This window comes from Halomonas terrestris, from assembly GCF_049166755.1.
In the GTDB taxonomy this organism is placed as follows: Bacteria; Pseudomonadota; Gammaproteobacteria; order Pseudomonadales; family Halomonadaceae; genus Halomonas.
In genome coordinates this window covers 351,674-377,347 of sequence record NZ_JBMHFZ010000002.1, presented here as the reverse complement: position 1 = coordinate 377,347, position 25,674 = coordinate 351,674, and the positions used below count along the sequence as shown (strand labels likewise).

Genomic DNA, 25,674 nt, shown 5'->3' with positions numbered 1-25,674 from the left:
TCGATCCGTCAGTCTACCAACTCCTCGCCATCGGGGGTAATTCAGCCGGCATCGGCCGCCTTCCTGTGGCGCCCGGTGTAGTCGAACAGCTTCTCGCGCACCTGCCAGTGGCGGCCCACCCGGCGCCCCACCACGAAGTCCGGGGCGCGCAGGCGACGCTGCTCGGCAATGACCTCCTCGGGGGTGGCGGGACGGAAGGGCACGCCCGGTGCGCGCAGGTGGTCACGCAGGAAGGCCGCGGCGAAGGCGCCGCGCTGGGCCGGTGTCTCCAGGGCGAACCACTCCGACAGCGTCGCGCCATCCTCGTCATGGTAGGTCACCTTGAGGCGCGGTAGCCCCCGGCCGTTGAGGGTGGCCTCCAGCTGCATGCCGGAAACGCGCAGCACCCGGGCGTCGCGCAGGCGCAGCGCTTCCTTCAGCTTGTCGTCGGCGTCGACCAAAAGCGTCTGGCAGCCGTGGCAGCGACGGGCGGCGATATCGTTCTCGGCGCCGCAGTCGCCACACACCTTGAAGCGAAAGCGAAACGAACATTGCTCCATCGCCGTCGTTGGTGGTTTTGGCCCAGCGCCTTGCGTGCGGGTCGGGTCGCGATAGTCGGCGGTTGAATTTACGCTTTTCGCGCGGGGTCGGGCGCGACTGGAAAGAACCAGCCCCTGGCAGCGGCGGCCGAAGTGCTCGATGACGAGCTCCCCGTCGCGCCGCCCCCAGAAGAGGTTGGCATGGCCGCAGGCCGGGCACTCGACCTGCACCGGCTCGGTGTCACCGGCGGGCCTGGGGCTGCCCACCTCGGGGGCGTAGAGGTCCCAGGGGTTGCCGGCGTAGTCGAGGATCAGGCAGTCGCGCTTGCCCGGCGAGAGGCGCAGGCCGCGGCCGACGATCTGCTGGTAGAGGCTCACCGACTCGGTGGGACGCAGGATGGCGATCAGGTCCACGTGGGGGGCATCGAAGCCGGTGGTCAGCACCGCCACGTTGACCAGGTACTTGAGCTCCCGGGCCTTGAAGGCACGGATGAGCCGCTCGCGCTCGGCGGAGGGGGTCTCGCCGGTGACCAGCGCCGCCTCCCCGGCGGGCAGGTAGCCGAGGATCTCCTCGGCGTGGGCCACGGTGGCGGCGAACAACATCACCCCCCGGCGCTCCCGGGCGCGCTCGACGACCTCGGCGATGATCCCCGGGGTGGCGCGATTACCCGCCGCCACCCGGTTGAGCTCCTCCTCGCGGAAGCGTCCGCTCGAGGAGGGGGCGAGCGCAGAGAAGTCGTAACGCTCCACCGCGGCATCGATGCGCCGCGGCTCGGCGAGGTAGCCCTGCCTGACCATCAGCCGCAGCGGCTGCTCGAAGACGCAGTCGCGGAAGAAGCAGCCGGCATCGCCGCGCACCATGCCGTGATGGTGGCGATGATAGATGAAGCCCTGCCCCAGCCGGTAGGGGGTGGCGGTCAGCCCCAGCACCTTGAGGCGCGGGTTGGCCGCACGCAGATGATCGATCACCCGGCGGTAGCTCGCGTCCTCGTCCAGGGAGACCCGGTGGCACTCGTCGATCACCAGCAGGGTGAAGTTGCCGTCGTCGAAGTTCCCGAGGTTACGCACCACCGACTGCACCGAGCCGAAGACCACCTGGCGGGCCGCCTCCTTGCGGCCGAGCCCGGCACTGAAGATATCGGCCTCGAGCCCGTAATCGAGGTACTTGGCGTGGTTCTGCTCCACCAGTTCCCGCACATGGGCCAGCACCAGCACGCGTCCCCGCGCCAGCCGCGCCAGCTCGGCGATCACCAGCGACTTGCCGCTGCCGGTGGGCAGTACCACCACCGCCGGGTCGTCCGCGGCGCGGAAGTGCTCGACCACCCGGCTGACCGCCTCCCGTTGGTAGGGGCGCAGCGATGGGGGCACGGGGACGGGCGCGACGGGCATGGGCAGACCGCAGTGGCGACGGAACGCCGCCATCTTACCCGCCACCACCGCCCGCGTCAGGGGTCAGAAGCGCGGCTGACGCCCTGCCAGCCTCGCCGCCACCGCCTCGAGCTGCTCCTCCCCTCCCAGCAGGCCATGCTGCAGGCGGGCCTCCAGCGCCAGCCGCTCGCGGGGCGGCATGTCCGGCGCCAGGGTGAAGAGCTCGCGGGCCGCGGCCACCGCCCTGGGCGAGCGTTCGGCCACGGCGGTGGCGATATCCCGGGCCGTGCGCCACGGGTCGTCGGCCAGCCGCGTGACCAGCCCCAGCGCCAGCGCCTCCTCGCCCGTGACCTTGCGGCCGGTCCAGGCCAGTTCGCGCAGCACGTCCCCGCGGATGTCGCTCGCCGTGACGCTGATGCCCATGTCGGGGATGATGCCCCAGACGATCTCCAGCAACGCCAGCCGAGCCTCGGGGTGGCTGACTCGGATGTCGGCGCCCAGGGCGATCTGCAGCCCGCCCCCGTAGACATGGCCATGGAGGGCGGCGATCACCGGCACCCCGACCTCGCGCCAGCCCAGCGCCAGGCGCTGCACCGTGTTGACGCCGGCCGCGTCGGCCTCGAGCAGGGTCGGCAGCCGCGTCGGCTCGCCCATGATGGCGCCCATGTCGAGTCCGGCACAGAAGCTGTCCCCCTCTCCCCCGAGGATCACGGCACGCAACCCTTCATCGCCCTCCTTCGCGAGCTCGACCAGCCGATGCTGCGCCGTCAGCAGGCCATCGATCATCGGCCAGTCGAGGCCGTTGTGCTGCTTCGGCCGCGCCAGGCGCACTTCGGCCACATGGTCCTCGACGACCACGGCCACTCGATCATGAAAGCGTTCCGTCACTGCCATGCCACTCTCCTGTATGGGTGTCACCGACAGAGTGTGACCAGTCCCGCCCAAGCATTCAAACAGCCGTTTCATGCCCCGCATGGGCAAGGTGCCGGTGGGGGACGCTCGCCATGAAGAACTTTCATCCGGAATCCTCCTGGCCTGGACTATAGTGAGCTGACCACCGGGTATCAGACCAATGTCCAAGGCGTGATGGCGACACTCATCACGAGTGTACGGCTCTTCCCATCATGCGGGCATCGGGTCACGGATCAACAGCGTAACGCGCCACGACAAACGAAGGGCATCAACTGCCGAGCGGTCGCCCTCGTACCTCACGCGGCTGTCGGACTCCCCGATGTCACTCCCCCACCACGAGAGGACACCGCCATGCCGACGACACCCACCCGACGTCCCACGCCTGCCCCGCGGTCTCCCTGCCGGAACAGCTGGCGAGTCGACCAGCTGCTGGCCCTCGCCGGCACCCACGAGCTGGCCGAACTCACCCGCTACCGTCGCCTCGCCTTCAGCTTCCTCACCTACAACACGGGCATCAGCCGCATGATGGCCGGGCTGGGTATCGAATGCGAGATGCGCCTGAAGAAGCTTGGTCACATCGCCCAGCAGATGGAGCTGCTGTACCCGCTGTCGAGCAGCGACCGCTACGGCGCCATGCTGCACGCCAAGCGGCATGGCAAGCAGGCCGACCCCTGCCATTTCATCGACTGCGAAGGCATGGCCATGGACGCCTTGACCCAGGCCCTCATGGACGCCGAGGCATCACGGCGCTTCTACGAGCAGTTGCGCGAGGCCAGCTCCGCCGCACTTCACCCCCTGCTGGACACCATCGTCCAGCAGAAGCGCTCTGAGCTCGGCGTGCTCGGCAGGCGCTTGACCGACGGCGAACACCTCGCCCGCCCCATCGCCCTGTGCTAGGCAGCGCTGCCCAGGCACCCCGAACGACGCGAGGCGGCCACCGGCCGCCTCGCGTCGTTCGGACCATTCAACGCCGAGGGATCACCCCAGCCAGACCCGGGCGTTGCGGAACAGCCGCATCCAGGGACCCTCGCGGGTCCACTCCGCCGGGCGCCAGGAGTTGGTCACCGCCCGCACCACGCGCTCGGGGTGCGGCATCATGATGGTGACCCGGCCATCCGGGGTGGTCAGGCCCGTGATGCCGGAGGGCGAGCCGTTGGGGTTGGCCGGGTAGCGGGTGGTCACCTGGCCGTAGTTATCCACGTAGCGCAGGGCGACCTGGCTGCTGCCCTGCATGCGACGCAGGTGGGCGCTGTCGCGGAACTCGCTGCGTCCCTCGCCGTGGGCCACGGCAATGGGCAGCCGCGAGCCCTCCATGCCGGCCAGCAGGATCGACGGGCTCTGCTCCACCTGCACCATGGCCACCCGAGCCTCGAACTGCTCGGACTCGTTGCGCACGAAACGCGGCCAGTTCTCGGCACCGGGAATCAGCTCCTTGAGCTGGGCCAGCATCTGGCAGCCGTTGCAGACGCCCAGCGCGAAGCTGTCGTCGCGCTGGAAGAAGCCGGCGAACTGCTCGCGGGCACGGGCATTGAAGAGCACCGACTTGGCCCAGCCGCCGCCGGCCCCCAGCACGTCGCCGTAGGAGAAGCCGCCGCAGGCCACCAGCCCCTTGAATGCCTCCAGGGTCACACGCCCGGCGAGGATATCGCTCATGTGCACGTCCACCGCCTCGAAGCCGGCGCGGTCGAAGGCCCAGGCCATCTCCAGCTGGCCGTTGACGCCCTGCTCGCGCAGCACCGCCACGGCCGGCCGGGTCGTGTTCAGGTAGGGGGCGGCGATGTCCTCGTCCACGTCGAAGGTCGGCGTGGCGGAGAGGCCCGGGTCACGGTCGTCGAGCAGGCCGTCGAACTCGCTCTTGGCGCAGTCGGGATTGTCGCGCAGCGCCTGCATCCGGTAGCTGGTCTCGGCCCAGGTGCGCTGGGTGAGCAGCCGGGTGGTCTCGAGCAACGGCTCCTCGAAGAGGGTCACGCGCACCTGGTCGTCGTAACGCGGCCGGGCGATGACGCCGCAGGTCTCGAGGCCGGCGGCGGCGAACTGCGCCAGCACCTCCTCGGTGTACTGGCGGTTCACCTGGATCACCGCGCCGAGCTCCTCGGCAAACAGCGCGTTCACCGCCTCGGCCGGCTCGTCGATCAGCCAGTCGAGCTTGATCTCCAGGCCGGCATGGGCGGCGAAGGCCATCTCCAGCAGGGTCACCAGCAGGCCACCATCGCTGCGGTCATGGTAGGCGAGCAGCTTGCCGTCACGATTGAGGCCCTGGATGACGGCGAAGAACGCCTTGAGGTCCTCCGGGTCGTCGAGGTCCGGGCACTCGCAGCCCACCTGGCCGTAGACCTGGGCCAGCGCCGAGCCGCCCAGGCGGTTGCGGCCGCCGCCCAGGTCGACGAGGATCAGGTCGGACTCGTCCTGTTCCAGGTTGATCTGCGGGGTGAGGGTCCGCATGGCATCGCGCACCGGGGCGAAGCCGGTGACCACCAGGGAGAGCGGCGAGGTGACGCTCTTCTCCTCGACCTCGCCCCGGTCGTTCTCCTCCTGCCAGGCGGTGCGCATGGACATCGAGTCCTTGCCCACCGGGATGGCGATGCCGAGTGCGGGACAGAGCTCCATGCCCACCGCGTGCACGGCGTCATACAGCGCCTGGTTCTCGCCGGGATGGTCGGCGGCGCTCATCCAGTTGGCGGAGAGCTTGATGTCGCCGAGCCCGTCGATGGCGGCCGCGGCCAGGTTGGTGATCGCCTCGGCCACCGCCAGCCGTGCGCTGGCGGCGGGGTCGATCAATGCCACCGGCGGGCGCTCGCCCACCGCCATGGCCTCGCCGGCATGGGTGTCGAAGCCGGCCGTGGTCACGGCGACATCGGCCACCGGCACCTGCCAGGGGCCGACCATCTGGTCGCGAGCCACCTGGCCGGTGATGGAGCGGTCGCCGATGGTGATCAGGAAGCTCTTGGAGGCCACGGTAGGCAGCCGCAGCACCCGGTCCATGGCCTCGCGCAGGTCGAGGTTGTCGAGCATCACCCCCGGCAGCTCGTTCTCCTCGCGGGTGAACTCGCGCTGCATCTTCGGCGGCTTGCCGAACAGCACGCTCATGGGCAGGTCGACGGGCTTGCTCTCGAAGTGGCCGTCGCGCACCTCCAGGTGGTGCGCCTCGAGGGCCTCGCCGACCACCGCATAGGGGCAGCGCTCGCGCCGGCACAGGGCGTCGAAGGTCTCGAGATCCTCCGGCGCCACCGCCAGCACGTAGCGCTCCTGGGCCTCGTTGCACCAGATCTCCAGCGGGCTCATCCCCGGCTCGGCGTTGGGCACGGCACGCAGGTCGAAGCGGCCGCCGCGCTCGCCGTCCTTGACCAGTTCCGGCAGGGCGTTGGAGAGGCCGCCGGCGCCCACGTCGTGGATGAAGCGGATGGGGTTCTGCTCCCCCAGGGCCCAGCAGCGATCGATCACCTCCTGGGCGCGGCGCTCGATCTCGGGGTTCTCGCGCTGCACCGAGGCGAAGTCCAGGTCGGCACTCGATGCCCCGGAGGCCATGCTCGAGGCCGCGCCGCCGCCCAGGCCGATGAGCATGGCCGGGCCGCCCATCACGATCAGCTTGCCCCCCACGGGGATCTCGCCCTTCTGGACGTGGCCGTCGCGGATGTTGCCGTAGCCGCCGGCGATCATGATCGGCTTGTGGAAGCCGCGGCGTTCGATACCGTCCCGGCCCAGCGCCTCCTGCTCGTAGCTGCGGAAATAGCCGGCGAGGTTGGGCCGGCCAAACTCGTTGTTGAAGGCGGCACCGCCGATGGGGCCATCCAGCATGATCTCCAGCGCCGACTGCATGCGCTCCGGCTTGCCGTAGTCGAAGGCCTCCCAGGGCTGCACGAACTCGGGGATACGCAGGTTGGAGACGGTGAAGCCGGTCAGGCCCGCCTTGGGCTTGCCGCCGATGCCGGTGGCACCCTCGTCGCGGATCTCGCCGCCGGCGCCGGTGGCGGCGCCGGGATAGGGCGCGATCGCGGTCGGGTGGTTGTGGGTCTCCACCTTCATCAGGATGTGGATCGGCTCCTCGACGCTCGAGTAGACGGCGCGCTCGCCCGCCTGGCCGGTGAGGGGGGCCGGAAAGAAGCGCGGTGCCGTCGTGCCACGGATCACCGCGGCATTGTCGCTGTAGGCCGAAAGTATGCCCTCGGGCGACACCGCATGGGTGTTCTTGATCATCCGGAACAGCGAGTGCGATTGCGCCTCGCCGTCGATCAGCCAGTCGGCGTTGAAGATCTTGTGACGGCAGTGCTCGGAGTTGGCCTGGGCGAACATCATCAGTTCGACATCCGCGGGATTGCGACCCAGTTCCCGGAAGGCCTCCAGAAGATAGTCGATCTCGTCCTCGGCCAGTGCCAGGCCCAGCTCGACGTTGGCGGTGGCCAGCGCTTCCCGCCCCCCCTCGAGGATGTCGACGCTGCCCAGTGGCGCCGGCTCATGGTGGGCGAACAGCTTCGCCGCGTCGCTGGCGTTGGCCAGCACCGTCTCGGTCATGCGGTCGTGCAGGGCGGCGACGATCCTGTCGAAGGCCTTCTCGGAGAGCATGCCCTTGAGCCTGACCCGGTAGGCGATGCCGCGCTCGATGCGCCGGACCTGGTCCAGGCCGCAGTTGCGGGCGATATCGGTGGCCTTGGAGGACCAGGGCGACTGGGTGCCGATACGCGGCACCACCAGAAACAGCTGGCCATCGGTCGGGCCGGTGCGCTCCCCCTCGTCCCTGGTGCCATAGTCCAGCAGTCGCTCCAGCACGGTCATGTCATCACCGGCCAGCTCGCCGTCATGGTCGACGAAGTGCACGTACTCGGCATGCAGCGACTCGACGTCGGCAACGGTGTCGCGCAGGGCGGCCAGCAGCTTGGCATGACGGAAAGCGGAAAGGGCGGGCGCGCCTCGCAGTTCGAGCATGTCTTGGAGCCTCTGAAGCAGATAAATCCGGGGCCGCGGCCTGCGGCAACGAGCGAACATGATACTGGAAAGCGCGGGGCGCGAGAAATCACGGAGATGACAGCTCGCCGTCCGCTGGTTATGGTGACGAGTCCCGTCGTCATCCAGTGCCCGAATGCCCACAGCCCTTCCCGACCATTTCCGGCGCGTCCGGCGCGGCCATGCCGCCCTGGTGGTCGCGCTGCTCCTGAGCCTCGTGCCGGAACGGCCCGAGGTGCCCAATGGCCGGCATCTCGAGGACGTGCTGGCGCGCGACTTCATCAGCGTGCACACCCGCAACACCCCCACCACCTACTACGAGGGTCGGCAGGGTCCCACCGGCTTCGAGTACGAGTTGATGCGACGCTTCGCCGCCCATCTCGATGTCAGCCTGACCCTGGATGCCAGCCACCATATCTCCGGCGTGCTCGACGCGGTCCGCCGCGAGGGCGACCTGGGGGCGGCCGCCCTGCCGCTGGACCCGACCCTGGAGGGCGTCATCTTCAGCCGGCCGATCCTCGACCTGCAGCCGCTGCTGGTCTACCGCCGGGGGCTGCCACCGGTGAAGGCGCTCGACGACCTGGACGACCTCGCCATCGCCACCCTGGGGGGCTCAGGCACCGACCTGGTGTTGCGGGAACTGCAGGCCGAGCACCCCGAGCTGAGCTGGCGGGAGTCCGCCGACCTGGAGGTCGCCGAGCTGCTCGGCCTGGTCGAGGACGGCACCCTGGACGCCGCCGTGATCTTCGAGCACCAGTTCCGCCTCAACCGGCTGTTCTTCCCCGCCGTCGAGCGGGGTTTCGTGCTGGGCGAGCCGCTCTCCATGGCCTGGGCCTTCCCCGCCGGGCGCGGCCTGGGGCTGGTGGAGGAGGCCAACCGCTTCCTCGAGTCCCTGCGGATGGAGGGCGAGCTGGAGCGACTCGTGGCCCGCTATTTCGGCCACGACGACTACCTGGAATATGTCGGGGCTCGCACCTTCATCGACCACGTGCACAAGCGCCTTCCGGAGTACGCCGAGCTGTTTCGCGAGGCCGCGCGGAACACCCACTTCGACTGGAAGCTGCTGGCCGCGCTGGGCTACCAGGAGTCCCACTGGGATCCGCAGGCCACCTCGCCCACCGGGGTGCGCGGCCTGATGATGCTGACCCTGCCCACCGCCGGCGACCTGGACGTCGACGACCGCCTCGACCCGGAGCAGAGCATCGACGGCGGCGCTCGCTACCTGCGCAGCCTGAAGGATCGCCTGCCGGAGTCGATCACCGGGGAGGACCGGCTGTTCATGGCCATGGCGGCCTACAACGTGGGGCTGGGGCACCTGTATGACGCACGCCGGATCACCGAACGGCGCGGAGGGGACCCGGACCTCTGGCGCGACGTGCGCGAGTCGCTGCCGCTGCTGCAGGAACGCGAATGGCACAGCCAGACCCGGCACGGCTATGCCCGGGGTGGCGAGCCGGTGATCTACGTGCGCAACATTCGCCGTTACCACGAGATCCTCTCCTATGTGGATCGCAGCCAGCAGCAGTTCCACCGGCTCGATGTCCGGCTGCCCGCCGAGCATGAGCGGGAGGCGTTCGAAGTCGTTCCCTCGGTGAGGCAGTAAGGGTCAACCGGGCTCGCCCTCCTCCCGCCGCGCGGCGAAGAACTCACGCAGCAGCCGAGCCGCCCGGGCGGCCAGCACCCCGCCCTCCACCTCGACACGGTGATTGTGCCAGGGCTGGGCGAAGAGGTTGGCCTTCGACTCCACCATCCCGGTGCGGGGCTCGGCGGCCCCGTAGACCACCCTGGCGAGGCGGGCATGGATGATGGCCCCGGTACACATCAGGCAGGGCTCCAGGGTCACGTAGAGGGTGCAGCCGTCCAGCCGGTAGTTGCCGAGCCGCTCGCCGGCGTCGCGCAGGGCCCGGATCTCGGCATGGGCACTGGGGTCATGCCCCGAGACCGGGGCATTGAAGCCGCCGCCGACGATCTCGCCGGCGGCATCCACCACCACCGCCCCCACCGGCACCTCGCCGGCGGCCAGCCCCTCCCGGGCCTGATCGAGCGCCCGGTGCATGTAGAATTCGTCACTGCGCATCGGCATCGACTCCGGTAGACTGAACACCATGAAACGATCGTATGACACCGCCGGCGCTCCTCCGCCGGCGGCCCCCGGAGGATAGCGACGATGCCTGACGCCCTGAATGCCCTGGTGGACCTGCTCGGCCTGGAAGCCCTCGAGGAGAACCTGTTCCGCGGCACCAGCCAGGATCTCGGCCTGCCCCAGCTGTTCGGCGGCCAGGTGCTGGGCCAGGCCCTGTCGGCCGCCAGCCAGACCGTCGACCCCTCGCGGCGCGCCCACTCGCTGCACGGCTACTTCCTGCGCCCGGGCGATGCCCATCGCCCGGTAGTCTATCAGGTCGATGCGGTACGCGACGGCGGCAGCTTCACCACCCGCCGGGTCACCGCCATCCAGAAGGGGCGGCCGATCTTCTTCTGCAGCGCCTCCTTCCACGGCGAGGAGGCGGGGTTCACCCACCAGCCGACAATGCCCGAGGTGGCCCTGCCCGAGACGCTGGAGCGTACCGACGCCCGGGTGGAGCGCTTCCCCGGCCACCCCATCGAGTTCCTGCACCTCGGCGACGAGGCAGCGCCCGGCCAGCCCGCACGCAAGCGGCTCTGGTTCCGCCTCGCCGGCAGACTGCCCGACGACCCGGCACTCAACCGCTACCTGCTCGCCTACAGCTCCGACTTCAACCTGCTGACCACGGCACTGGTGCCCCACGGCATCACCTTCCGGGACCCGACACTGCAGATCGCCAGCCTCGACCACGCGCTCTGGTTCCATCATGACGTCAAGCTCGACGACTGGCTGCTCTACGACATGGACAGCCCCTGGGCCGGCGCTTCCCGTGGCTTCGCCCGCGGCAGCATCTACGACCGCCGGGGCCGGCTGGTCGCCTCCACGGCCCAGGAGGGACTGACGCGGCTGCGCTGACGCCCCCGCCGATCGCGCCCCGCCGCTGGCAATGCCCCGAGGTTGTCACTATCATCGCCAACGGAGCCGGTGTAGCTCAGTCGGTAGAGCAACGCACTCGTAATGCGTAGGTCGTAGGTTCGACTCCTATCACCGGCACCATGAAGACACCGCGAGACAGCCGCCCGGTCATCACCCGGCGGCTGTCGGCGTTTCAGGAGGGAGAGACGTCGGCGCTCAGGTCTCGATACTCGGGGTCGCCGGTTCGCGGCGCCGCGGCCGGGGGGCGGGCACATCGGTGGAGAGGTCGAGACCATGGACCTCGCCCTGCTGCCAGTAGCGCAGATGGGCATCCTCGCCCTCGGCGGTACCGCGCACCAGTTCGAGGAAGTGCATCGGGCTCTCGGGCGCCTCGCCGTTCACCTCGAGCAGCATCGATCCCGGGGCCATGCCGGCCTCCTCGGCCGGGCCGCTGACATCGCTGACCAGCAGGCCGGTTTCGTCCGGCAGCCCGAGTGCCTCGCGCAGGTCGTCGTCGATGGGAGTGACCGTGATGCCGAGTGCCACCACCGCCTGGTCCTCGAACCCTTCGTACTCGATCTGCCGCGCGGCCTCCAGCACCCGCGGTGCCACGTGGATGCTCGCCCCGGCGGTGAGGGCCAGGGCGATGGCATCGCTGGCCCGGCTGTCGATGTGCAGCGGGTCATCGCGCCCCGCCAGGCGCAGCTCGAGCATCCCCAGGAAGGTGTTGTCGACGATGGCGTCGACATAGACCCGTTCCAGGCGCACCTCGATGCCGTCGAGCACGTCGCCCAGCAGGTCATGGGTCATGGGCCGACGCGGCCGGTCCCCGTGCAACCCTCGCAGGATGGCACCGGCCTCCACCGGGCCGATGAAGATCGGGATCACCTCCCTGGCGCCAGGCTCTCGCAGCAGCACCACGGGGGGGCCGCCCATGCCGGCCATGCCGACGGTGGCAACCTCCACCTCGACCATGTCATCGGGTTCGGCAGCGAGCTCGCGAGCGGCAGCCTGGCTCCAGGCGACCAGCAGCAGGATGAGACACAGTGGCGCCAGCAGGCGCCGGGATGCTGACAGCAGGGTGGGTGTCATGGGCTCCTCGGCATCCGCCCCCATCCTGGCAGGATCGGCGGCTGAGTGAATGCCCTTTCAGCATGGCAGTCCGGTCGGCACTGCGCCATCCGGGAGTCCGGCACGCCACCGGGGCCGTCTCACGACTTGCCGGCGGTGAAGCCCCCGTCGACCATCAGGTTGGCCCCGGTGATGAAGCTCGCCTCGTCGCTGGCCAGGAACAGGAAGGCGTTGGCGATCTCCTCCGGGCGCCCCAGGCGGCCGAGGGGGTGCAGGCTGATCAATCCCTGCAGCATGTCGTCATCCAGCGCCTCGAGCAGCGGCGTATCGATATAGCCCGGGCCGATGGCATTGACCCGCACGCCCTTCGGTGCCGCCTCGATGGCCAGGGTACGGGTGAGGTTGACCACGCCGCCCTTGGCGGCGGTGTAGGCGGCGGTCTGGGACTGACCGAACACCCCGAGGATGGAGGCGCAGTTGACGATGCTGCCGCTGCCCTGCGGGTACATCACCCGCAGGGCAGCCCGGGCCACCCGGAAGACGCCGTTGAGGTTGACGTCGATGACCCGGAGATACGCCTCGTCGCTCACCTCGTCGGAAGGGCAGATGCCGCCGATGCCGGCGTTGTTGAACACCGCATCCACGCTGCCCAGCTCGGCCACCGCATGCTCGAACAGGTGGTCGACCTGGTCGGTGTCGGTGACGTCGGCCGCCTTGAACAGGCAGCGTCCCGCGTGCTTGCCGTCCAGCGCTGCCGCGCGCGAGGCACCGTCACCGTCCTCGATATCGGCGATGATCACACTGGCGCCCTCCTCCAGGCAGCGCTCCACGGAGGAGAGGCCGATGCCACTGGCTCCGCCGGTGACGATGATGTTCTTTCCTTGCAGACGCATTGATGATGCTCCTTGACGACGCTCGCCTCGACCGGGCAAGGCGGTTCTCGATGAGACGGCCGGGCAGGCGGACCACCCGGCGCGCCCTCAGTGTAGCCAATCATCCCGCAGGCGACCCGCCGACCTCCCCGTCTCACAAGGCCTTTATCAACTGGCCTTGACCTTCATCAACACGCCTCCCGCCTCATCCGGCAGACCATGGCGCCTGACCGGGCTCTCGCACGCCGGCCTTGCGTTGCATCAGGCGGCCACCCCCAGGGGCTGTGCTAATGTAACGAGACAGTACCCGTCCATGACAACGAGACGCCATCGACACAGGGGAGCCACGCCATGGAACGCCGCACCCACCCGTTGCTCTCCCGCCGCCCCTTCACCGAGAAGGGCAAGGTGGTCTCGGCCCGCGAGGCGATCGAGCTGATCCGCGACGGCGATGCCGTGGCCACCGGCGGCTTCGTCGGCATCGGCTTCGCCGAGCACCTGGCGGTGGCCCTGGAGGCGCGCTTCCTGGAGACAGGCACGCCCCGCGACCTGACCCTGATGTATGCGGCCGGCCAGGGTGACGGCAAGATGCGCGGCCTCAACCACCTGGGCCATGAGGGGCTGGTGGCAAGGGTGATCGGCGGCCACTGGGGGCTGGTGCCCCGGCTGCAGAAGCTCGCCATCGAGGGGCGCATCCAGGCCTGGAACCTGCCCCAGGGGGTGATCTCCCACCTGTTCCGCGACATCGCCGCCGGCAAGCCCGGCACCCTCACCCGGGTGGGCCTTGGCACCTTCGTCGACCCGCGGCTGGGCGGCGGGCGGATCAACGACGTGACCCCCGACGAACGGGTGCGGCTGCTGCCCATCGACGGCGAGGAGTACCTGTTCTACCCGGCCCTGCCGCTGCAGGTGGCGCTGCTGCGCGGCACCACCGCCGACACCCTGGGCAACGTGACCATGGAGCGCGAGGCGCTGGTGCTGGAGGCGCTGGCCATCGCCACCGCGGTGCGCAACTCCGGCGGCCTGGTCATCGTGCAGGTGGAACGCCTCGCCGAGCGCGGCACCCTGCACCCCAAGGACGTGCGCATCCCCGGGGTGCTGGTGGACTGCGTGGTGGTGTGCGACGAACCGGAGCACCACTGGCAGACCTTCCGCACCCCCTACAACCCGGCCTATTCCGGCGAGATCAAGGCGCCCATGGCCGCCCCCGAGGTTCTGCCCCTGTCGATACGCAAGGTCATCGCCCGACGCGCCGCCTTCGAGCTGGCCCCCAACAGCGTGGTGAACCTGGGGATCGGCATGCCGGAAGGGGTCGGCGCGGTGGCCAGCGAAGAGCGGGTGCTGGAGCTGGTGACCCTCACCGCCGAGCCCGGGGTGATCGGCGGCCTGCCCGCCGGCGGGCTCGACTTCGGCGCGGCGCTCAACACCCAGGCGATCATCGACCAGCCGGCCCAGTTCGACTTCTACGACGGCGGCGGGCTGGATATCGCCTTCCTCGGCATGGCCCAGGTCGACGCCGCCGGCAACGTCAACGTCTCGAAGTTCGGCCCGCGCCTGGCCGGTGCCGGCGGGTTCATCAACATCAGCCAGAATGCCCGCAAGGTGGTGTTCATGGGCACCTTCACGGCCACGAAGCAGGAGCTGGCCCTCGTCGACGGCCAGCTGCGCCTGCCCGAGGGCGGCCACCCCAAGTTCGTCACCGCGGTGGAACACCGCACCTTCAGCGGCGAACTGGCCGCCGGGGATGGCAAGCCGGTGCTCTATGTGACCGAGCGCGGCGTCTTCGAGCTCACGCCGGCGGGCATCGCCCTCACCGAGATCGCCCCGGGGGTGGACCTCGAGCGCGATATCCTCGCGCAGATGGATTTCACCCCGCTGATGCCCGAGCCGCCAAGGCCGATGGACGAGCGCATCTTCCGCGAGTCCCCCATGGGCCTGCGTGGGGATCTGCTCGCCCTGCCACTCGCCCGGCGCTTCAGTTTCGACGAGGCCGAGGACATCCTCTTCATCAACTTCGAGAACCTCAGCATCGCCTCGCAGGCAGACATCGACGCCATCGAGCGCGAGGTGCAGACACGGCTGGCCCCGCTGGGACGGCGTGTCTATGCCGTGGTCAACTATGACCACTGCCGCATCGACGAGGCACTGCTCGACGCCTATACCGACATGGTGCGCGGCCTGGAGGAGCGCTTCTATTCACGGGTGACTCGCTACACCACCAGCGGCTTCATGCGCAAGAAGCTCGGCCATGCCCTGGAGGCCCGGGCCGTGGCGCCGCACATCTTCGAGAGTGCCGAGGAGGCGCAGGCGCACCTCAAGGAAGCCGGGGCATGAGCGATGCCGTTTCGCTCGACGCCCCCATCCCTCACGATCACGGCCCCTCGCGAGGCCGTGATCGTGGTGACAGACATGGCAGGAAGCCCGCGGGGTCGCGCTAGTTGCGTCCCTGGCCCGCCCCCCTGCCTCTACCGGCACCGCTGCCCGGCTCCTGCTGACGCTGTTGCTGCCGTTGCCGCTGCTCGGCGCCACGCTGCTCGAGAATGCGGTGGCGCATCTGCTGGCGATGCTCGGCCTGCAGCCGCTGGCGCTCCTCGAGGGAACGGGCGCCCTGCATGCGCTCGGCGAAGTCCCGGCGCTCCTGCTGGTTCATCATCTGGCGACCATAGATGCCGTCGGGCTCGAACCCGCGCTCCATGGCGCGCTGGCGGATCATCTGCTGGTACTCGTTGTGGATCTGCTGGCGCTCCTCGAAGGAGCGGGTGCTCTGCAGGCGCTGGCGGATCTGGTCGCGCTCCTGCTGGGTGGTCATCTGCCGGCCGTAGAGGGACTCCTCAAGGTCGGCGTCCTGGGCCTGGGCCAGGCCCACGGAGAGGCTCAGCACGGCCACCGGCAGCAGGGTGGCGCAGCGCTGGAAGAGTGACTGGCGTTTCATGGCGGTAACCTCGTGCAAAGTGATAAGGGACCATGGCGGTCCCTTGCTTCTTCACTATCTAGCTGGCTTGACGGCCCCCGTCCATGGACCAGCACCCCACAACCGTTCGATCCGTGGACTTGTTGATGCAGGACAGGAAAAACCAGGCATCCGGAACAGGCACCGTCCATGGCATGGAAATCATGCAGCCTGCCCTCCACTCTGAAGGCGTACCAACCATCACATCAGTTCTGGAAACATTGCCCCATGGACGACGTCGCCAGCCAGTTCATCGCCGCCAACGAGACCGCCATCCAGCTGGCGGTGGCGCTACTGCTGGGGGCGCTGATCGGTATCGAGCGGGGCTGGGTGGCACGGGAGCAGAAGTCCGGCGAGCGTATCGCCGGTATTCGCACCCATGCCCTGGTGGGGCTGCTTGGTGGCATCGCCGCGCTGCTCGCCGAGCGGCTCATCGCCTGGGCCTTCCCGCTGCTGTTCCTGGCCGTGGCAGCCATCGGCCTGGTGGCCTGGCGGGCCCGGGTGAGCGAACACCGCGACTACAGCATCACCGGCCTGGTCGGGCTGCTGCTCACCTTCTGCTTCGGCGCCATCGCGGTGGCCATCGACCTGGCCCTGGCCACCGCCTGCGCCGTGGTCACCGCGGTGATCCTCGACAACAAGCGCGAGATCCACGCCCTGCTGGGCAAGCTGCAGGCCCACGAGCTCGACGCCGGCCTCAAGCTGCTGCTGATCACCGTGGTGATGCTGCCGCTGCTGCCCAACCAGGGCATGGGGCCGGGCGAGGCCCTCAACCCCTACCAGATCTGGTGGATGGTGGTGCTGATCGCCTCGATCTCCTTCGTCGGCTACTTCGCCATCCGGGTCGGCGGCCCCGAGAAGGGCATCCTCTTCACCGGCCTGTTCGCCGGACTCAGCTCCTCCACCGCCCTGACCCTGCACTTCGCCCGCCAGTCGCGCCACAACCAGGAGGTCCAGGAAATGCTGGCCGCCGGCATCCTGCTCGCCTGCGGCACCATGTTCCCGCGCATCCTGATCTACGCCGCGGTGGTCAGCCCCGGCCTGTTGCCCCGGCTGCTGCTGCCGGTCACGATGATGGGGTTGCTGCTCTATGCCCCGGCCCTCTACCTCTGGCGCACCCGGTACCGGGCGCTCAAGCTCGACCGACCCGCGCTGATCCAGAACCCGCTGGAACTGCGCACGGCGCTGCTGTTCGGTGCCCTGCTGGCACTGATCATGCTGCTCGGCGAGTGGCTCAGGGAGTGGCTGGGCGACGCCGGCATCTACCTGCTGGCCGCCACCTCCGGGCTGGCCGACGTCGATGCCATCACCCTCTCGCTGACCCGCATGTCGCTGGAGCGCATTGACCCCTCCACCGCGGTGCTGGGGATCGTCATCGCCGCCGCGGTGAACAACCTGGTGAAGGCCGGCCTGGCGGCCGGCTTCGGCACCCGCCGACTCGGCCAGCGGGTCGCCCTGCCGATGCTCGCCTCCCTGATGGCAGGGCTCGGGGTGGCGTGGCTGGTCTGAGCCGGCACGCGCGCTCAATCCCGCAGGCGTTCGACCTCGGCCAGACGCCGCTCGAGGAAGCGCCGCTCCGCCGCCTGGGACACCAGGCGCAGGGCCTCGCGATACTGCACGGCGGCCTCGCCGTAGCGGCCCAGCCGGCGCAGCAGGTCGGCCCGGGTGGCCGGTAGCAGGTGATAGCCGGGCAGGTGGATCTTCTCGAGCAGGTCAAGCCCCGTCTCCAGGCCGTCCGCCATGGCGATGGCCACGGCGCGATTGAGCGCCACCACGGGGGTGGGCTGGAGGCCGTGGAGCAGGCTGTAGAGCGCCGCGATGCGCCGCCAGTCGGTCTCGGCCGCCGTGGGTGCCTGGGCATGCAGGGCCGCGATCGCGGCCTGGATCGTGTAGGGGCCGACCGATCGGCCGCGCAACGCCAGCTCGACCTGGGCGCTCCCCTCCTCGATCGCCTCGCGATCCCAGCGCGTGCGATCCTGGTCCTCGAGCAGCACGATATCGTCGGCGGCATCGGTACGCGTCTCGCGCCGGGCGTCATGCAGCAGCATCAGCGCCAGCAGGCCCCGGGCCTCGTGCTCGGCGGGCATCAGGCCGACCAGCAGGCGGCCGAGACGAATCGCCTCATGGCACAGCTCGACGCGTATCAGCCGATGGCCATAGCTGGCGACATACCCTTCGTTGAAGATCAGGTAGATCACCGCCAGCACCGCCTCCAGGCGCTCGGCCAGGTCGTCGTCACCCGGCACCTCGAAGGGGATGCCGGCATCGCGGATCTTGGCCTTGGCGCGCACCAGCCGCTGGGCCAGGGTGGGTACCGGCACCATGAAGGCCCGGGCGATCTCCTCGGTGGTGAGCCCGCCCAGGGTGCGCAGGGTCAGTGCCACCTGGGCGGCGCGGGACAGGGCGGGATGGCAGCAGGTGAAGATCAGCCGCAGGCTGTCCAGTGGCTCGGGGTCGTCCGGGCCCGCCGCGGACTCGAGCAGCAGTGTCAGGTGGGTCGCGAGCTCGCCCTGCTTGCGCTCGCGCATCTGCCGGTGCCGCAGCTGGTCGACGGCCTTGTGTCGGGCGGTGGCCGCCAGCCAGGAGACCGGATTCGGCGGTGCGCCCTCGGCCGGCCACTGCTCCATGGCGGCCTCGAAGGCGGCCTGGAGGGCGTCCTCGGCCAGGGCGAAATCGCCGTAGCGGCGAATCAGGCCGGCGAGCAGACGGCCATACTCACGGCGGTAGAGGGCGGCCAGGTCCACCTGCATGCCCATCACATGCGATAGGCCGGATCCACCGGCCGCACCTCGACCGAGCCCCCCACCCGCAGCGGCGGAATGCGCCGGGCCAGGGCCAGGGCCTCGTCCAGGTCGCGGCACTCCACCACATGGAAGCCCCCCAGCTGCTCGCGAGCCTCGGCGAAGGGGCCGTCGAGCATCACCACCTTGCCGTCCTGTTCGCGCAGGGTGGTGGAGGTGGCCACCGGCTGCAGCCTCGCGCCGCCCCGATAGTGGCCGCTGGTGACCATCTCCTGGATCAGTGCATGGTAGTCGTCCATCACCTCGTCGCGCGATGCCTCGGGCAGTGCCTCCCACAGCGCCTCGTCGATACAGCACATCAGCATGTATTGCATGTCGAAATCTCCTCGGTTGCCCAGCAGCCTAGGCGCTGCCTGCTCAAGGGTCGAGCGACGGCGCCGCGAATCGACAACGCAGCGAGCGCGCGGGCGATGTCGATGGCCACCTCACTCGCGGGTGGTCCGGAGCAGCCGCACGCCGAGCCACCGGGCGAGCCCGGTGGCACCGTCCTCCATCACGGCATGATGATTCCAGGCGAACAGCGGCCCCGCGACGGGGGCGACCAGGGTCATCCAGCGCCGGGCAGGACGCACCCGCCATTCGTAGCGCACCCGGGTGACGCCCCCCTCGTCGATCAGCAGCCAGCGGCCTGTCCCCTGCACGTCGCCACTGGCGCTGCCCTCGATCGATCGGCCCGGCAGGACCCGGGTGACACGGATCTCGAAACACAGCCGATAGCCCAGGCGGCTCTTCCAGGTATAGCGATATCGCCGGCCGATGCCGTCGGCATCACCCGGCGCCAGCTCCTCCACCGAACGGAGGCTCTTCCACCAGGCCGGCCAGCACGGCGAGTCACCGATCGCCCGATACACCGCGTCGATCGGCGCCTCGAGCTCCCAGGTGGTGACGAACCGGAATTCCGCCATGCTCGGGGTCCCTGCGTGGACTCGCGACCGGCGCTCAGGGGGAGAAGACGTTGGCCGGCAGGTCGGGGTCGATGACGATATCCTCCAGCCACACGGTCTCGATCACGCTCCCCAGTCGATCCGAGCTGATGACCTTGAGCGGGAAGAGGGTCTCGTCGTCGAGCCAGAGCTCGTAGCGGGCGACCTCCCCCACCCGATGCCCCTCCTCGCCCTGCACGACCAGATGCTGGCTGTGTCGGCCATCGACCACGGCGCCGCCCAGGTGATGCAGTTCCCCCTGCTGCTGCAGTCGCTGCACGTTGCGCAGCAGGGTGCCCACGTCCGACTCGTCCACCCGGTGCCCCCGGGCGCTGCGCACCAGGGGATTGAGCGGGCTCAGGGAGAGGCCGGCACGCCGCTCGGGGGAGCCGAAGGGCCACAGCCGGACCCTCCGGGTCTCGGGGCTGTAGATCAGCACGGCCCCGCGGTAGGGCGTGACCATGTCCATGCGGATGAAGCCGGGACGACGGTAGGTGTAGCGGATGACCTCTTCGCCACGCCGGCCCTCGCTGCGCACGGTCAGCTGGTAGGCGGGTACCTGCTCGAACCGCGACAGGGCCGCCGACAAGGGGTCGGGTTCCAGCCCGAGTGCGACCACCATCAGCAGTTCCGGCAGCATGCTTCCCTCCCCCCGACAGGCAGAGCCAGGCCTGGTATCAGCTTAGCAGCGCGGCGCCCGTGAGAATGGCAAGGGTCTCCCCCTGGTGGACGGTCGCCCCCGTGGTGGCCGCACCGGCATGCCACAGGTCCATCGCCGCATTGGCGCGCCAGGGCCGCCAGGCCTCGGCTCGCGCCAGCAGGCCAAGTGCGGTCGGCAACAGGCCTTCGTCAGAGCAGCCTCTCCACCAGGCCCGCCAGACCGGCCTCGACCGACGCCCCCGGCGCACGCGTCTCATCGCCGTCGCGATACTTGCCGGTCCGGACCAGCGCAGCGCACATGCCGATCTCCATGGCCGCGGCCACATCGGCCTCGACATCGTCGCCGACCATCAGCGCATCCTCGGCCCCCACGCCGACATCCTCGAGCACGGCCCGGAAGAAGCCCGACGCCGGCTTGCCCAGCACCACGGCTTCGGTGTCGGCGGCATACTCGAGTGCCTTGACGAAGGGGCCCACGTCCAGGTGCAGTCCGCCGTGCTGGCGGAAATAGCGATTGGTGCCCACGGTCAGCAGCGGCGCCCCCTGCAGGAGCAGCTGGAAGGCCTCATCGAGATGCCGATAGTCCAGTCGATGCTCGGCATCGCACAGCACCACGGCATCGGGGTCGGCGACGTCCAATCCCTCGAACTCCGGCTCCAGGGCCTGGTGAACCAGCAGGTAGGGACGCAGCCGGTGCTGTTCGAGATGGCGCCGGACGGCGGCCGGCGCCGTGAAAACCTGCTGCCGCTCCAGGTCGAAGCCCATCTCCAGCAGCTCGGCATAGACGGTAGCGCTGGTCTTGCGGGACGTATTGGTGACGAAGCGCAGCGCCAGGCGGGAGGCCTGCAGCCGCGCCACCGCCTCCACGGCACCGGGCAGCGGTACCCCATCCTCGTGAAGCACCCCGCTGATATCGAGTAGTACGGCCTGAAGCATCTCGCCTCTCCTGCTCGTCCCTGTCCAACCTCCAGCCTAGCAGGCAGCCGTGCTACACGACCGGACGCCAGCAGACCCCGGCGGGCCATCATCCCGGCGAGCCGGGCTACTCCTCCTCGGTGGGCCGATAGGCCTGCATCAGCCGGCGCTGAACATTGTCGGGAGCGGGCTCGTAGTGGCTGAACTGCAGGGTGTAGCTGCCGGCCCCTCCGGTCAGGGCATTGAGGCGATTGGAGTAGTCGGCGATCTCCGCGAGCGGCACGATCGCCTGGATACCGACCTGGTCGCCGTGATTGCGGGTGTCCTGGATGCGCCCGCGACTCGCGGCGAGATCCGCCGTGAGATCGCCCATGGCGCTGCTCGGGCCCTCCACCACCAGTTCCGCCACCGGCTCGAGGACCATCGGGTTCGCCCGGCGCACCGCATCGAGGAATGCCTTGCGACCGGCGATGACGAAGGCGATCTCCTTGGAGTCCACCGGATGGGTCTTGCCGTCGTGCACGGTGACCCGAATGTCCTGCATGGGGTAGCCGGCCACCGCGCCGCTGGCCATGGCCTGGCGCACCCCCTTCTCCACCGCCGGCAGCAGCGATCCCGGAATCACGCCGCCGCGGATGGTGTCCACGAACTCGAAGCCGGCCCCGCGCGGCAACGGCTCGACGCGCAGGAACACCTCGCCGAACTGCCCCGCCCCGCCGGTCTGCTTCTTGTGCCGGCAGTGCCCCTCGGCGGAGGCACCGATGGTCTCCCGATAGGCAATGGAGGGCGTGCTGGTCTCGACCTCCAGCCGGAAGCGTTCGCGAAGCCGCTCCAGGGCCGTGCGCAGGTGCAGCTCGCCCAGCCCGCGCAGCACGATCTCCTGGGTGGTGGCGTCCTGCTCCACCCTGAGCCCCTGATCCTCCTCGACGATCCTGGCCAGGGCTTCCCAGAGCTTCTGTTCGTCACCATGGCGGGTCGCCTGGATCGCCAGGCCGAACACCGGGGCCGGCAGCGCCACGGGGCGCAGGTGGATATCGTCCTCGTCGTGGGAGTCGTGCAGCACGCTGTCGAAGGTCACCTCGTCGACCTTGGTCAGGGCGCCGATCTCGCCGGGGCCCAGGCGCTCCACGTCCAGGTGTTCGCGCCCCTGCAGGCGAAAGAGGGTGCCGACCCGGAACGGCTTGCGGGCCTCCCCGGCGAACAGCCGGGTGTCACGGGTGACAGTGCCCTGGTGGACACGAAATACCCCCATCTTGCCGAGGAAGGGGTCGTGCTCGACCTTGACCACATGGGCCAGGACATGGGCCTGAGGATCCGGCCGCGCGTGGAACTCGCGGCGGCCCTCCTCGTCTTCACGCAGGAAGGGCGGCGGATTGCCCTCCAGGGGATTGGGCATCAGCCGCACGAAGACCTCGAGCAGCTCACGGACCCCGGCACCGCTGGCCGCCGAGACGAAACAGACGGGCACCAGGTGCCCGTCGCGCAGTGCGGCTTCGAAGGGGTCATGGAGCTGCGCGGGATCGAGTTCCTCGCCCTGCTCCAGATAGAGCGCCATCAGTTCCTCGTCGAGCTCCACCACCTGGTCGACCAGCATCTCGTGGGTCTCGGCCACCGAGGAGAAGTCGGCCTCGCCGGCCGGCGTGAAGAAGCAGTCCGCCACCTGCTCGGCACCCTGCGCCGGCAGGTTGAGCGGCAGGCACTCGGCCCCGAAGGTGGCACGGATCTCCTCGAGCAGGGCGGGCAGCGCGGAGGGCGCAGCATCGATCTGGTTGACGATGATCAGCCGACACAGCCCGCGCTCTGCGGCCCACTGCATCATGCGCCGAGCGCCGGCCTCGATGCCGCGACCGGCATTCATCACCACCGCGACGGTCTCGACGGCGGGCAGGATGGAGAGCGCCGTGCCCTGGAAGTCGGCCATGCCGGGGGTGTCGATCAGGTTGATCCAGGTATCGCCCCATTCGACGCCCATCACCGAGGCGGCGATGGAGTGCTGCAACGCCTTCTCCTGGGACATGGTGTCGCTTACCGTGGTGCCCGTTTCCACGCTGCCGGGAGTGGAGTTTCCGACGGCGGCCGCCAGCAGCGCCTCGGCCAGGGACGTCTTTCCCGCGCCGGCCGGGCCGGCCAGCGCGATATTGCGGATACGTTCGGGGCTTCGTTCGGGCATCTCCTACAACTCCGCTGCGGATCCATGCCAAGGCTACTCGACTGTTCTAGACAGGTTAGCAGGCGACGGGGAAATCGGTGGTTCGAACCCCGCACCGGCATGCCCCCCGCCTGCTGGCCCAGTTTCGCTGCGACCTGGCCGCCGCCCCCGAAGACCCCGCCATGCAGGAACTGACCGAAGCGCTCGCCAAGCTGTCGCCGGATTTTCGCCGCTGGTGGGAACAGCCCGATCATGAAGCCTACCGCTACGGCATCGGCACGCTGCTCGACGCCGACTCGAATCCGAAAGCATACGAACACGCCACACTGCTGGTGGACGAGCATCGGCATCTCAGGATGGTGGTTTATTTCGCTTGCTCCGACTCATCCGGATAGACGACAAACGCCAGTTTATTGCCATCGCAATCCCCTACATAGGCCGCATAGAAACCTTCGGCGTATTGAGGCCGATAACCGGGAGCGCCCTCGTCACTGCCCCCGTTGCCGATAGCCATTTCGTATAGCTTGTCGACCCGCTCAGGGTCAGCGAACTGGAAGGCCGTCATGGTGCCATTTCCCACACTGACATCCTGGCCATCGAAGGGATAACCGACAAATAACCCGGGAATACCGGCAGCACCAGCGTCACCGACGCGCTGGAAGAGCCGCCCCTGGAGGAAACTCCGCGATGAATCATCTTCACTCATGCTCCTGCTCCCGCATGGCGGCCTCTGCTCGCGCCGCCTCGCGCTCGAGCAGCGTGCGCTTTCTCTCCACGCCCCAACGATAGCCCGAGAGCGCCCCGTCGCTGCGCACGACCCGGTGGCAGGGAATGGCAAGCGCGATGGGATTGGAGGCGCAGGCCCCGGCCACGGCGCGTACAGCCCTGGGAGAGCCGATCCGCTCCGCCAACTCCGCATAGCTGATCGTGGTGCCCACGGGAATCTCGGTCAGCGCCTGCCAGACGCGCTGCTGAAAGGCGGTACCACGAATATCCAGCGGCAGTGACAGCCGACACCAGGCGCCTCGACGAAGGCCACCACCTTGGCCACCCAGGCGTCGAAGCGCTTGCCCCCCGGAAGCAGGTTGGCGTTGGCGAATCGCTCCTGGAACTCCTGCAACAGCTGCTCCGGATCGCTCCCCAGGGAAATGGCGCAGATGCCCTTTTCGCTGGTCGCGACTAGAATGTTGCCCAGCGAACATTCTCCCAGGGCGAAGTGAATCTCCATGCCCTTCCCTCCCTCACGGTAGCGCCCGGGTGTCATGCCAAGCATGCGATCGGCACCGGCATAGAAGCGCCCGCTGGAATTGAAGCCCGCCTCATAGATCGCCTCGGTGATCGTCTCTCGCTGCGTCAGTGTCCGGCGCGCACGTTCCGCCCGGCAAGCGACCGCATAGGCCCTGGGCGTGAGCCCGGTGACCGACTTGAAGACACGATGGAAGTGGAAGCGACTCAGCCCCGCCACCTGCGCCAGTTCGTCGAGCGATGGCAGGTCCTGGGATTCTTCGATGAGACGGCAGGCCCTGGCGACGCTCCGGGCGTGCCGCTGGGTCAACGAAGGCTCCTGGGGACGACAGCGCTGGCACGGCCGGTAACCGGCCCGCTCGGCGGCTGCCGCATCGGCATGGAACTCGGCGTTCTCGCGGCGCGGCCGGCGTGACGGGCAGGTAGGACGGCAATAGATCCCGGTGGTGCGCACCGCATAGACGAAGGCGTCGTCCGCCGCGGGATCGCGGGCCAGTACCGCCGCCCATTTCGCCTCATCGGTATCGAAGGTGGCAAGTGAATCGGAGGGCGTCTCGTTCATGGCGGGCTCCTGCAGTGTCTTCGGCGTGCCTTGTGAGTCGAGGATGAGCCCGGTACACGCCTGGCACACTCCGTCCCTTGCTTTCAAAGTGAGCCCGCCTCTTCACAGTATTTCGCAACATCCGCAGCATAGCACCGCCGGAACCGCCAGGTTTTTCGACGGCAAGAGCGCAGCGAGTGCCCGCCCGGGCATCGGTCCAGCACGCCCGAGTCTGCAACCCCGGCGCTACCGCGTTCGGCACGGCAGCGACCCCAACGTCCTGCTACCTTGTCAGGCACAGCCCCGGCAAGCACTTGCTGACCTGGCGACGCCTACGGCTCCACTTCGGTTGGAGTCCGGCCTGATTCAGTGGCAGGAGGCGACATGGATTTTCTCGTCAACCTGGACGTGGACGACCTGGAACGTGGCATCGACTTCTACGTGCAGGCTTTCGGCCTCGAGATCGGGCGTCGCTTCGGCAATGACGGGGTCGAGCTGGTCGGTGGCCCGGCGCCGATCTACTTGCTCGAGAAAGCGACCGGCTCCCCGGCCTATGCCGCGGGACAGCCCGTGCCCGGTGAGCAGCGCCACTACACGCGCCACTGGACCCCGGTGCACCTGGACGTGGTGGTGGAGGAAATCGAGGCCGCGGTGGAGCGTGCCAGGGCGGCCGGTGCCACCCAGGAGCAGCCCATTGTCACCCACGACTGGGGCAAGCTTGCGCTGATGGCCGACCCCTTCGGCCACGGCTTCTGCTTCGTGCAGTTCCTGAATCGCGGCTACGATGAGATCGCGACCTGAAACGCTGGCGCAATGCGACACCACATCAGCCAT

General features: G+C 69.0%; 23 protein-coding genes and 1 tRNA gene. 8 read left to right on the top strand and 16 right to left on the bottom strand.

Annotated features, from left to right (window positions below; genetic code table 11):
* Positions 1-41 precede the first annotated feature (41 nt).
* Both ACOMD9_RS04060 and ACOMD9_RS04055 read right to left on the bottom strand, forming a co-directional pair.
* On the bottom strand, positions 42-1,907 hold the full coding sequence (locus ACOMD9_RS04060; protein WP_421412267.1) for a DEAD/DEAH box helicase family protein: 1,866 nt from the start codon (positions 1,905-1,907) through the stop codon (positions 42-44).
* A gap of 63 nt (positions 1,908-1,970) precedes the next feature.
* Positions 1,971-2,780: a crotonase/enoyl-CoA hydratase family protein gene (locus ACOMD9_RS04055; protein WP_421412266.1), complete on the bottom strand. Its 810-nt coding sequence runs from the start codon at positions 2,778-2,780 to the stop codon at positions 1,971-1,973.
* 369 nt (positions 2,781-3,149) lie between these two features.
* Between ACOMD9_RS04055 and ACOMD9_RS04050 the strand changes: the two genes are divergently transcribed.
* A complete protein-coding gene (locus ACOMD9_RS04050) occupies positions 3,150-3,695 on the top strand; it encodes a hypothetical protein (protein ID WP_421412265.1) in 546 nt (181 codons plus the stop codon).
* An 81-nt stretch (positions 3,696-3,776) separates the two neighbouring features.
* Here ACOMD9_RS04050 and purL read toward each other — a convergent pair whose 3' ends face one another.
* Positions 3,777-7,718 (bottom strand): phosphoribosylformylglycinamidine synthase, encoded by a 3,942-nt coding sequence (purL, locus tag ACOMD9_RS04045; protein WP_421412264.1) that lies wholly within the window; start codon positions 7,716-7,718, stop codon positions 3,777-3,779.
* Positions 7,719-7,872: 154 nt separating this feature from the next.
* Here purL and mltF point away from each other — a divergent pair, with 154 nt between their 5' ends.
* Entirely contained in the window at positions 7,873-9,339 is a 1,467-nt protein-coding gene (gene mltF, locus ACOMD9_RS04040) for a membrane-bound lytic murein transglycosylase MltF (RefSeq protein WP_421412263.1), read from the top strand.
* 3 nt (positions 9,340-9,342) lie between these two features.
* Here the strand turns inward: mltF and tadA are convergent, their stop codons facing one another.
* Positions 9,343-9,813 (bottom strand): tRNA adenosine(34) deaminase TadA, encoded by a 471-nt coding sequence (gene tadA / locus ACOMD9_RS04035; RefSeq protein ID WP_421412293.1) that lies wholly within the window; start codon positions 9,811-9,813, stop codon positions 9,343-9,345.
* A 90-nt stretch (positions 9,814-9,903) separates the two neighbouring features.
* On the opposite strand from tadA, the gene ACOMD9_RS04030 reads away from it, so the two are divergent.
* Entirely contained in the window at positions 9,904-10,713 is an 810-nt protein-coding gene (locus tag ACOMD9_RS04030; protein ID WP_421412262.1) for an acyl-CoA thioesterase, read from the top strand.
* A 65-nt stretch (positions 10,714-10,778) separates the two neighbouring features.
* Positions 10,779-10,854 (top strand) — tRNA-Thr (locus ACOMD9_RS04025).
* Positions 10,855-10,929: 75 nt separating this feature from the next.
* Here the strand turns inward: ACOMD9_RS04025 and ACOMD9_RS04020 are convergent.
* Both ACOMD9_RS04020 and ACOMD9_RS04015 read right to left on the bottom strand, forming a co-directional pair.
* The gene (locus tag ACOMD9_RS04020; RefSeq protein ID WP_421412261.1) at positions 10,930-11,805 is read right to left on the bottom strand and encodes a bifunctional nuclease domain-containing protein; all 876 of its coding nucleotides are present in this window, start codon (positions 11,803-11,805) and stop codon (positions 10,930-10,932) included.
* Positions 11,806-11,924: 119 nt separating this feature from the next.
* Complete coding sequence (locus tag ACOMD9_RS04015) at positions 11,925-12,677, bottom strand: SDR family NAD(P)-dependent oxidoreductase (RefSeq protein WP_421412260.1); 753 nt, start codon at positions 12,675-12,677, stop codon at positions 11,925-11,927.
* Between the two features lie 330 nt (positions 12,678-13,007).
* Between ACOMD9_RS04015 and ACOMD9_RS04010 the strand changes: the two genes are divergently transcribed.
* A complete protein-coding gene (locus ACOMD9_RS04010) occupies positions 13,008-14,990 on the top strand; it encodes an acyl CoA:acetate/3-ketoacid CoA transferase (protein ID WP_421412259.1) in 1,983 nt (660 codons plus the stop codon).
* Positions 14,991-15,090: 100 nt separating this feature from the next.
* Here ACOMD9_RS04010 and ACOMD9_RS04005 read toward each other — a convergent pair whose 3' ends face one another.
* Positions 15,091-15,588, bottom strand: coding sequence for a hypothetical protein (locus ACOMD9_RS04005; RefSeq protein WP_421412258.1), 498 nt, complete (start codon positions 15,586-15,588; stop codon positions 15,091-15,093).
* Positions 15,589-15,834: 246 nt separating this feature from the next.
* Here ACOMD9_RS04005 and ACOMD9_RS04000 point away from each other — a divergent pair, with 246 nt between their 5' ends.
* The gene (locus ACOMD9_RS04000) at positions 15,835-17,115 is read left to right on the top strand and encodes an MgtC/SapB family protein (protein ID WP_421412257.1); all 1,281 of its coding nucleotides are present in this window, start codon (positions 15,835-15,837) and stop codon (positions 17,113-17,115) included.
* 14 nt (positions 17,116-17,129) lie between these two features.
* Here the strand turns inward: ACOMD9_RS04000 and ACOMD9_RS03995 are convergent, their stop codons facing one another.
* The 6 genes from ACOMD9_RS03995 to fusA form a co-directional block, all read right to left on the bottom strand.
* On the bottom strand, positions 17,130-18,356 hold the full coding sequence (locus tag ACOMD9_RS03995; RefSeq protein ID WP_421412256.1) for an RNA polymerase sigma factor: 1,227 nt from the start codon (positions 18,354-18,356) through the stop codon (positions 17,130-17,132).
* Between the two features lie 5 nt (positions 18,357-18,361).
* Positions 18,362-18,721, bottom strand: a complete 360-nt coding sequence (locus tag ACOMD9_RS03990; protein ID WP_421412255.1) for a YciI family protein — start codon at positions 18,719-18,721, stop codon at positions 18,362-18,364.
* Between the two features lie 111 nt (positions 18,722-18,832).
* Positions 18,833-19,312 (bottom strand): SRPBCC family protein, encoded by a 480-nt coding sequence (locus ACOMD9_RS03985; RefSeq protein ID WP_421412254.1) that lies wholly within the window; start codon positions 19,310-19,312, stop codon positions 18,833-18,835.
* 34 nt (positions 19,313-19,346) lie between these two features.
* Entirely contained in the window at positions 19,347-19,970 is a 624-nt protein-coding gene (locus ACOMD9_RS03980; RefSeq protein ID WP_421412253.1) for a LolA family protein, read from the bottom strand.
* A gap of 209 nt (positions 19,971-20,179) precedes the next feature.
* A complete protein-coding gene (locus ACOMD9_RS03975) occupies positions 20,180-20,926 on the bottom strand; it encodes a TIGR01458 family HAD-type hydrolase (RefSeq protein WP_421412252.1) in 747 nt (248 codons plus the stop codon).
* A gap of 106 nt (positions 20,927-21,032) precedes the next feature.
* Complete coding sequence (fusA, locus tag ACOMD9_RS03970; RefSeq protein WP_421412251.1) at positions 21,033-23,075, bottom strand: elongation factor G; 2,043 nt, start codon at positions 23,073-23,075, stop codon at positions 21,033-21,035.
* 77 nt (positions 23,076-23,152) lie between these two features.
* Here fusA and ACOMD9_RS03965 point away from each other — a divergent pair, with 77 nt between their 5' ends.
* Positions 23,153-23,449 carry an MmyB family transcriptional regulator gene (locus tag ACOMD9_RS03965; protein WP_421412250.1) on the top strand — a complete coding sequence of 99 codons (297 nt, stop codon included), beginning with the start codon at positions 23,153-23,155 and terminating at the stop codon, positions 23,447-23,449.
* Here the strand turns inward: ACOMD9_RS03965 and ACOMD9_RS03960 are convergent.
* From ACOMD9_RS03960 to ACOMD9_RS03950, 3 genes are read right to left on the bottom strand one after another with little or no spacing between them, the layout of a single operon-like run.
* Positions 23,419-23,760: a VOC family protein gene (locus ACOMD9_RS03960; RefSeq protein ID WP_421412249.1), complete on the bottom strand. Its 342-nt coding sequence runs from the start codon at positions 23,758-23,760 to the stop codon at positions 23,419-23,421. The two genes, ACOMD9_RS03965 and ACOMD9_RS03960, sit on opposite strands and share 31 nt — an antisense overlap.
* Positions 23,753-23,992: a methylated-DNA--[protein]-cysteine S-methyltransferase gene (locus tag ACOMD9_RS03955; protein WP_421412248.1), complete on the bottom strand. Its 240-nt coding sequence runs from the start codon at positions 23,990-23,992 to the stop codon at positions 23,753-23,755. Before ACOMD9_RS03955 ends, ACOMD9_RS03960 begins: the two co-directional genes overlap by 8 nt.
* A gap of 11 nt (positions 23,993-24,003) precedes the next feature.
* On the bottom strand, positions 24,004-24,861 hold the full coding sequence (locus tag ACOMD9_RS03950) for a bifunctional transcriptional activator/DNA repair enzyme AdaA (RefSeq protein WP_421412247.1): 858 nt from the start codon (positions 24,859-24,861) through the stop codon (positions 24,004-24,006).
* Between the two features lie 363 nt (positions 24,862-25,224).
* On the opposite strand from ACOMD9_RS03950, the gene ACOMD9_RS03945 reads away from it, so the two are divergent.
* The gene (locus ACOMD9_RS03945; protein WP_421412246.1) at positions 25,225-25,641 is read left to right on the top strand and encodes a VOC family protein; all 417 of its coding nucleotides are present in this window, start codon (positions 25,225-25,227) and stop codon (positions 25,639-25,641) included.
* Positions 25,642-25,674: the final 33 nt, after the last annotated feature.

Bases quoted from the DNA above. Each gene is read 5' to 3' on its own strand.
- ACOMD9_RS04060 (WP_421412267.1), bottom strand. From the start codon at position 1,907: ATGCCCGTCGCGCCCGTCCCCGTGCCCCCATCGCTGCGCCCCTACCAA.
- ACOMD9_RS04055 (WP_421412266.1), bottom strand. From the start codon at position 2,780: ATGGCAGTGACGGAACGCTTTCATGATCGAGTGGCCGTGGTCGTCGAG.
- ACOMD9_RS03950 (WP_421412247.1), bottom strand. From the start codon at position 24,861: ATGAACGAGACGCCCTCCGATTCACTTGCCACCTTCGATACCGATGAG.
- ACOMD9_RS04005 (WP_421412258.1), bottom strand. From the start codon at position 15,588: ATGAAACGCCAGTCACTCTTCCAGCGCTGCGCCACCCTGCTGCCGGTG.
- ACOMD9_RS03990 (WP_421412255.1), bottom strand. From the start codon at position 18,721: ATGCAATACATGCTGATGTGCTGTATCGACGAGGCGCTGTGGGAGGCA.
- tadA (WP_421412293.1), bottom strand. From the start codon at position 9,813: ATGCGCAGTGACGAATTCTACATGCACCGGGCGCTCGATCAGGCCCGG.
- purL (WP_421412264.1), bottom strand. From the start codon at position 7,718: ATGCTCGAACTGCGAGGCGCGCCCGCCCTTTCCGCTTTCCGTCATGCC.
- ACOMD9_RS04000 (WP_421412257.1), top strand. From the start codon at position 15,835: ATGGACGACGTCGCCAGCCAGTTCATCGCCGCCAACGAGACCGCCATC.
- ACOMD9_RS04030 (WP_421412262.1), top strand. From the start codon at position 9,904: ATGCCTGACGCCCTGAATGCCCTGGTGGACCTGCTCGGCCTGGAAGCC.
- ACOMD9_RS03985 (WP_421412254.1), bottom strand. From the start codon at position 19,312: ATGGCGGAATTCCGGTTCGTCACCACCTGGGAGCTCGAGGCGCCGATC.
- fusA (WP_421412251.1), bottom strand. From the start codon at position 23,075: ATGCCCGAACGAAGCCCCGAACGTATCCGCAATATCGCGCTGGCCGGC.
- ACOMD9_RS03980 (WP_421412253.1), bottom strand. From the start codon at position 19,970: ATGCTGCCGGAACTGCTGATGGTGGTCGCACTCGGGCTGGAACCCGAC.
- ACOMD9_RS04050 (WP_421412265.1), top strand. From the start codon at position 3,150: ATGCCGACGACACCCACCCGACGTCCCACGCCTGCCCCGCGGTCTCCC.
- ACOMD9_RS04015 (WP_421412260.1), bottom strand. From the start codon at position 12,677: ATGCGTCTGCAAGGAAAGAACATCATCGTCACCGGCGGAGCCAGTGGC.
- mltF (WP_421412263.1), top strand. From the start codon at position 7,873: ATGCCCACAGCCCTTCCCGACCATTTCCGGCGCGTCCGGCGCGGCCAT.
- ACOMD9_RS04020 (WP_421412261.1), bottom strand. From the start codon at position 11,805: ATGACACCCACCCTGCTGTCAGCATCCCGGCGCCTGCTGGCGCCACTG.
- ACOMD9_RS03975 (WP_421412252.1), bottom strand. From the start codon at position 20,926: ATGCTTCAGGCCGTACTACTCGATATCAGCGGGGTGCTTCACGAGGAT.
- ACOMD9_RS04010 (WP_421412259.1), top strand. From the start codon at position 13,008: ATGGAACGCCGCACCCACCCGTTGCTCTCCCGCCGCCCCTTCACCGAG.
- ACOMD9_RS03995 (WP_421412256.1), bottom strand. From the start codon at position 18,356: ATGCAGGTGGACCTGGCCGCCCTCTACCGCCGTGAGTATGGCCGTCTG.
- ACOMD9_RS03960 (WP_421412249.1), bottom strand. From the start codon at position 23,760: ATGAGTGAAGATGATTCATCGCGGAGTTTCCTCCAGGGGCGGCTCTTC.
- ACOMD9_RS03945 (WP_421412246.1), top strand. From the start codon at position 25,225: ATGGATTTTCTCGTCAACCTGGACGTGGACGACCTGGAACGTGGCATC.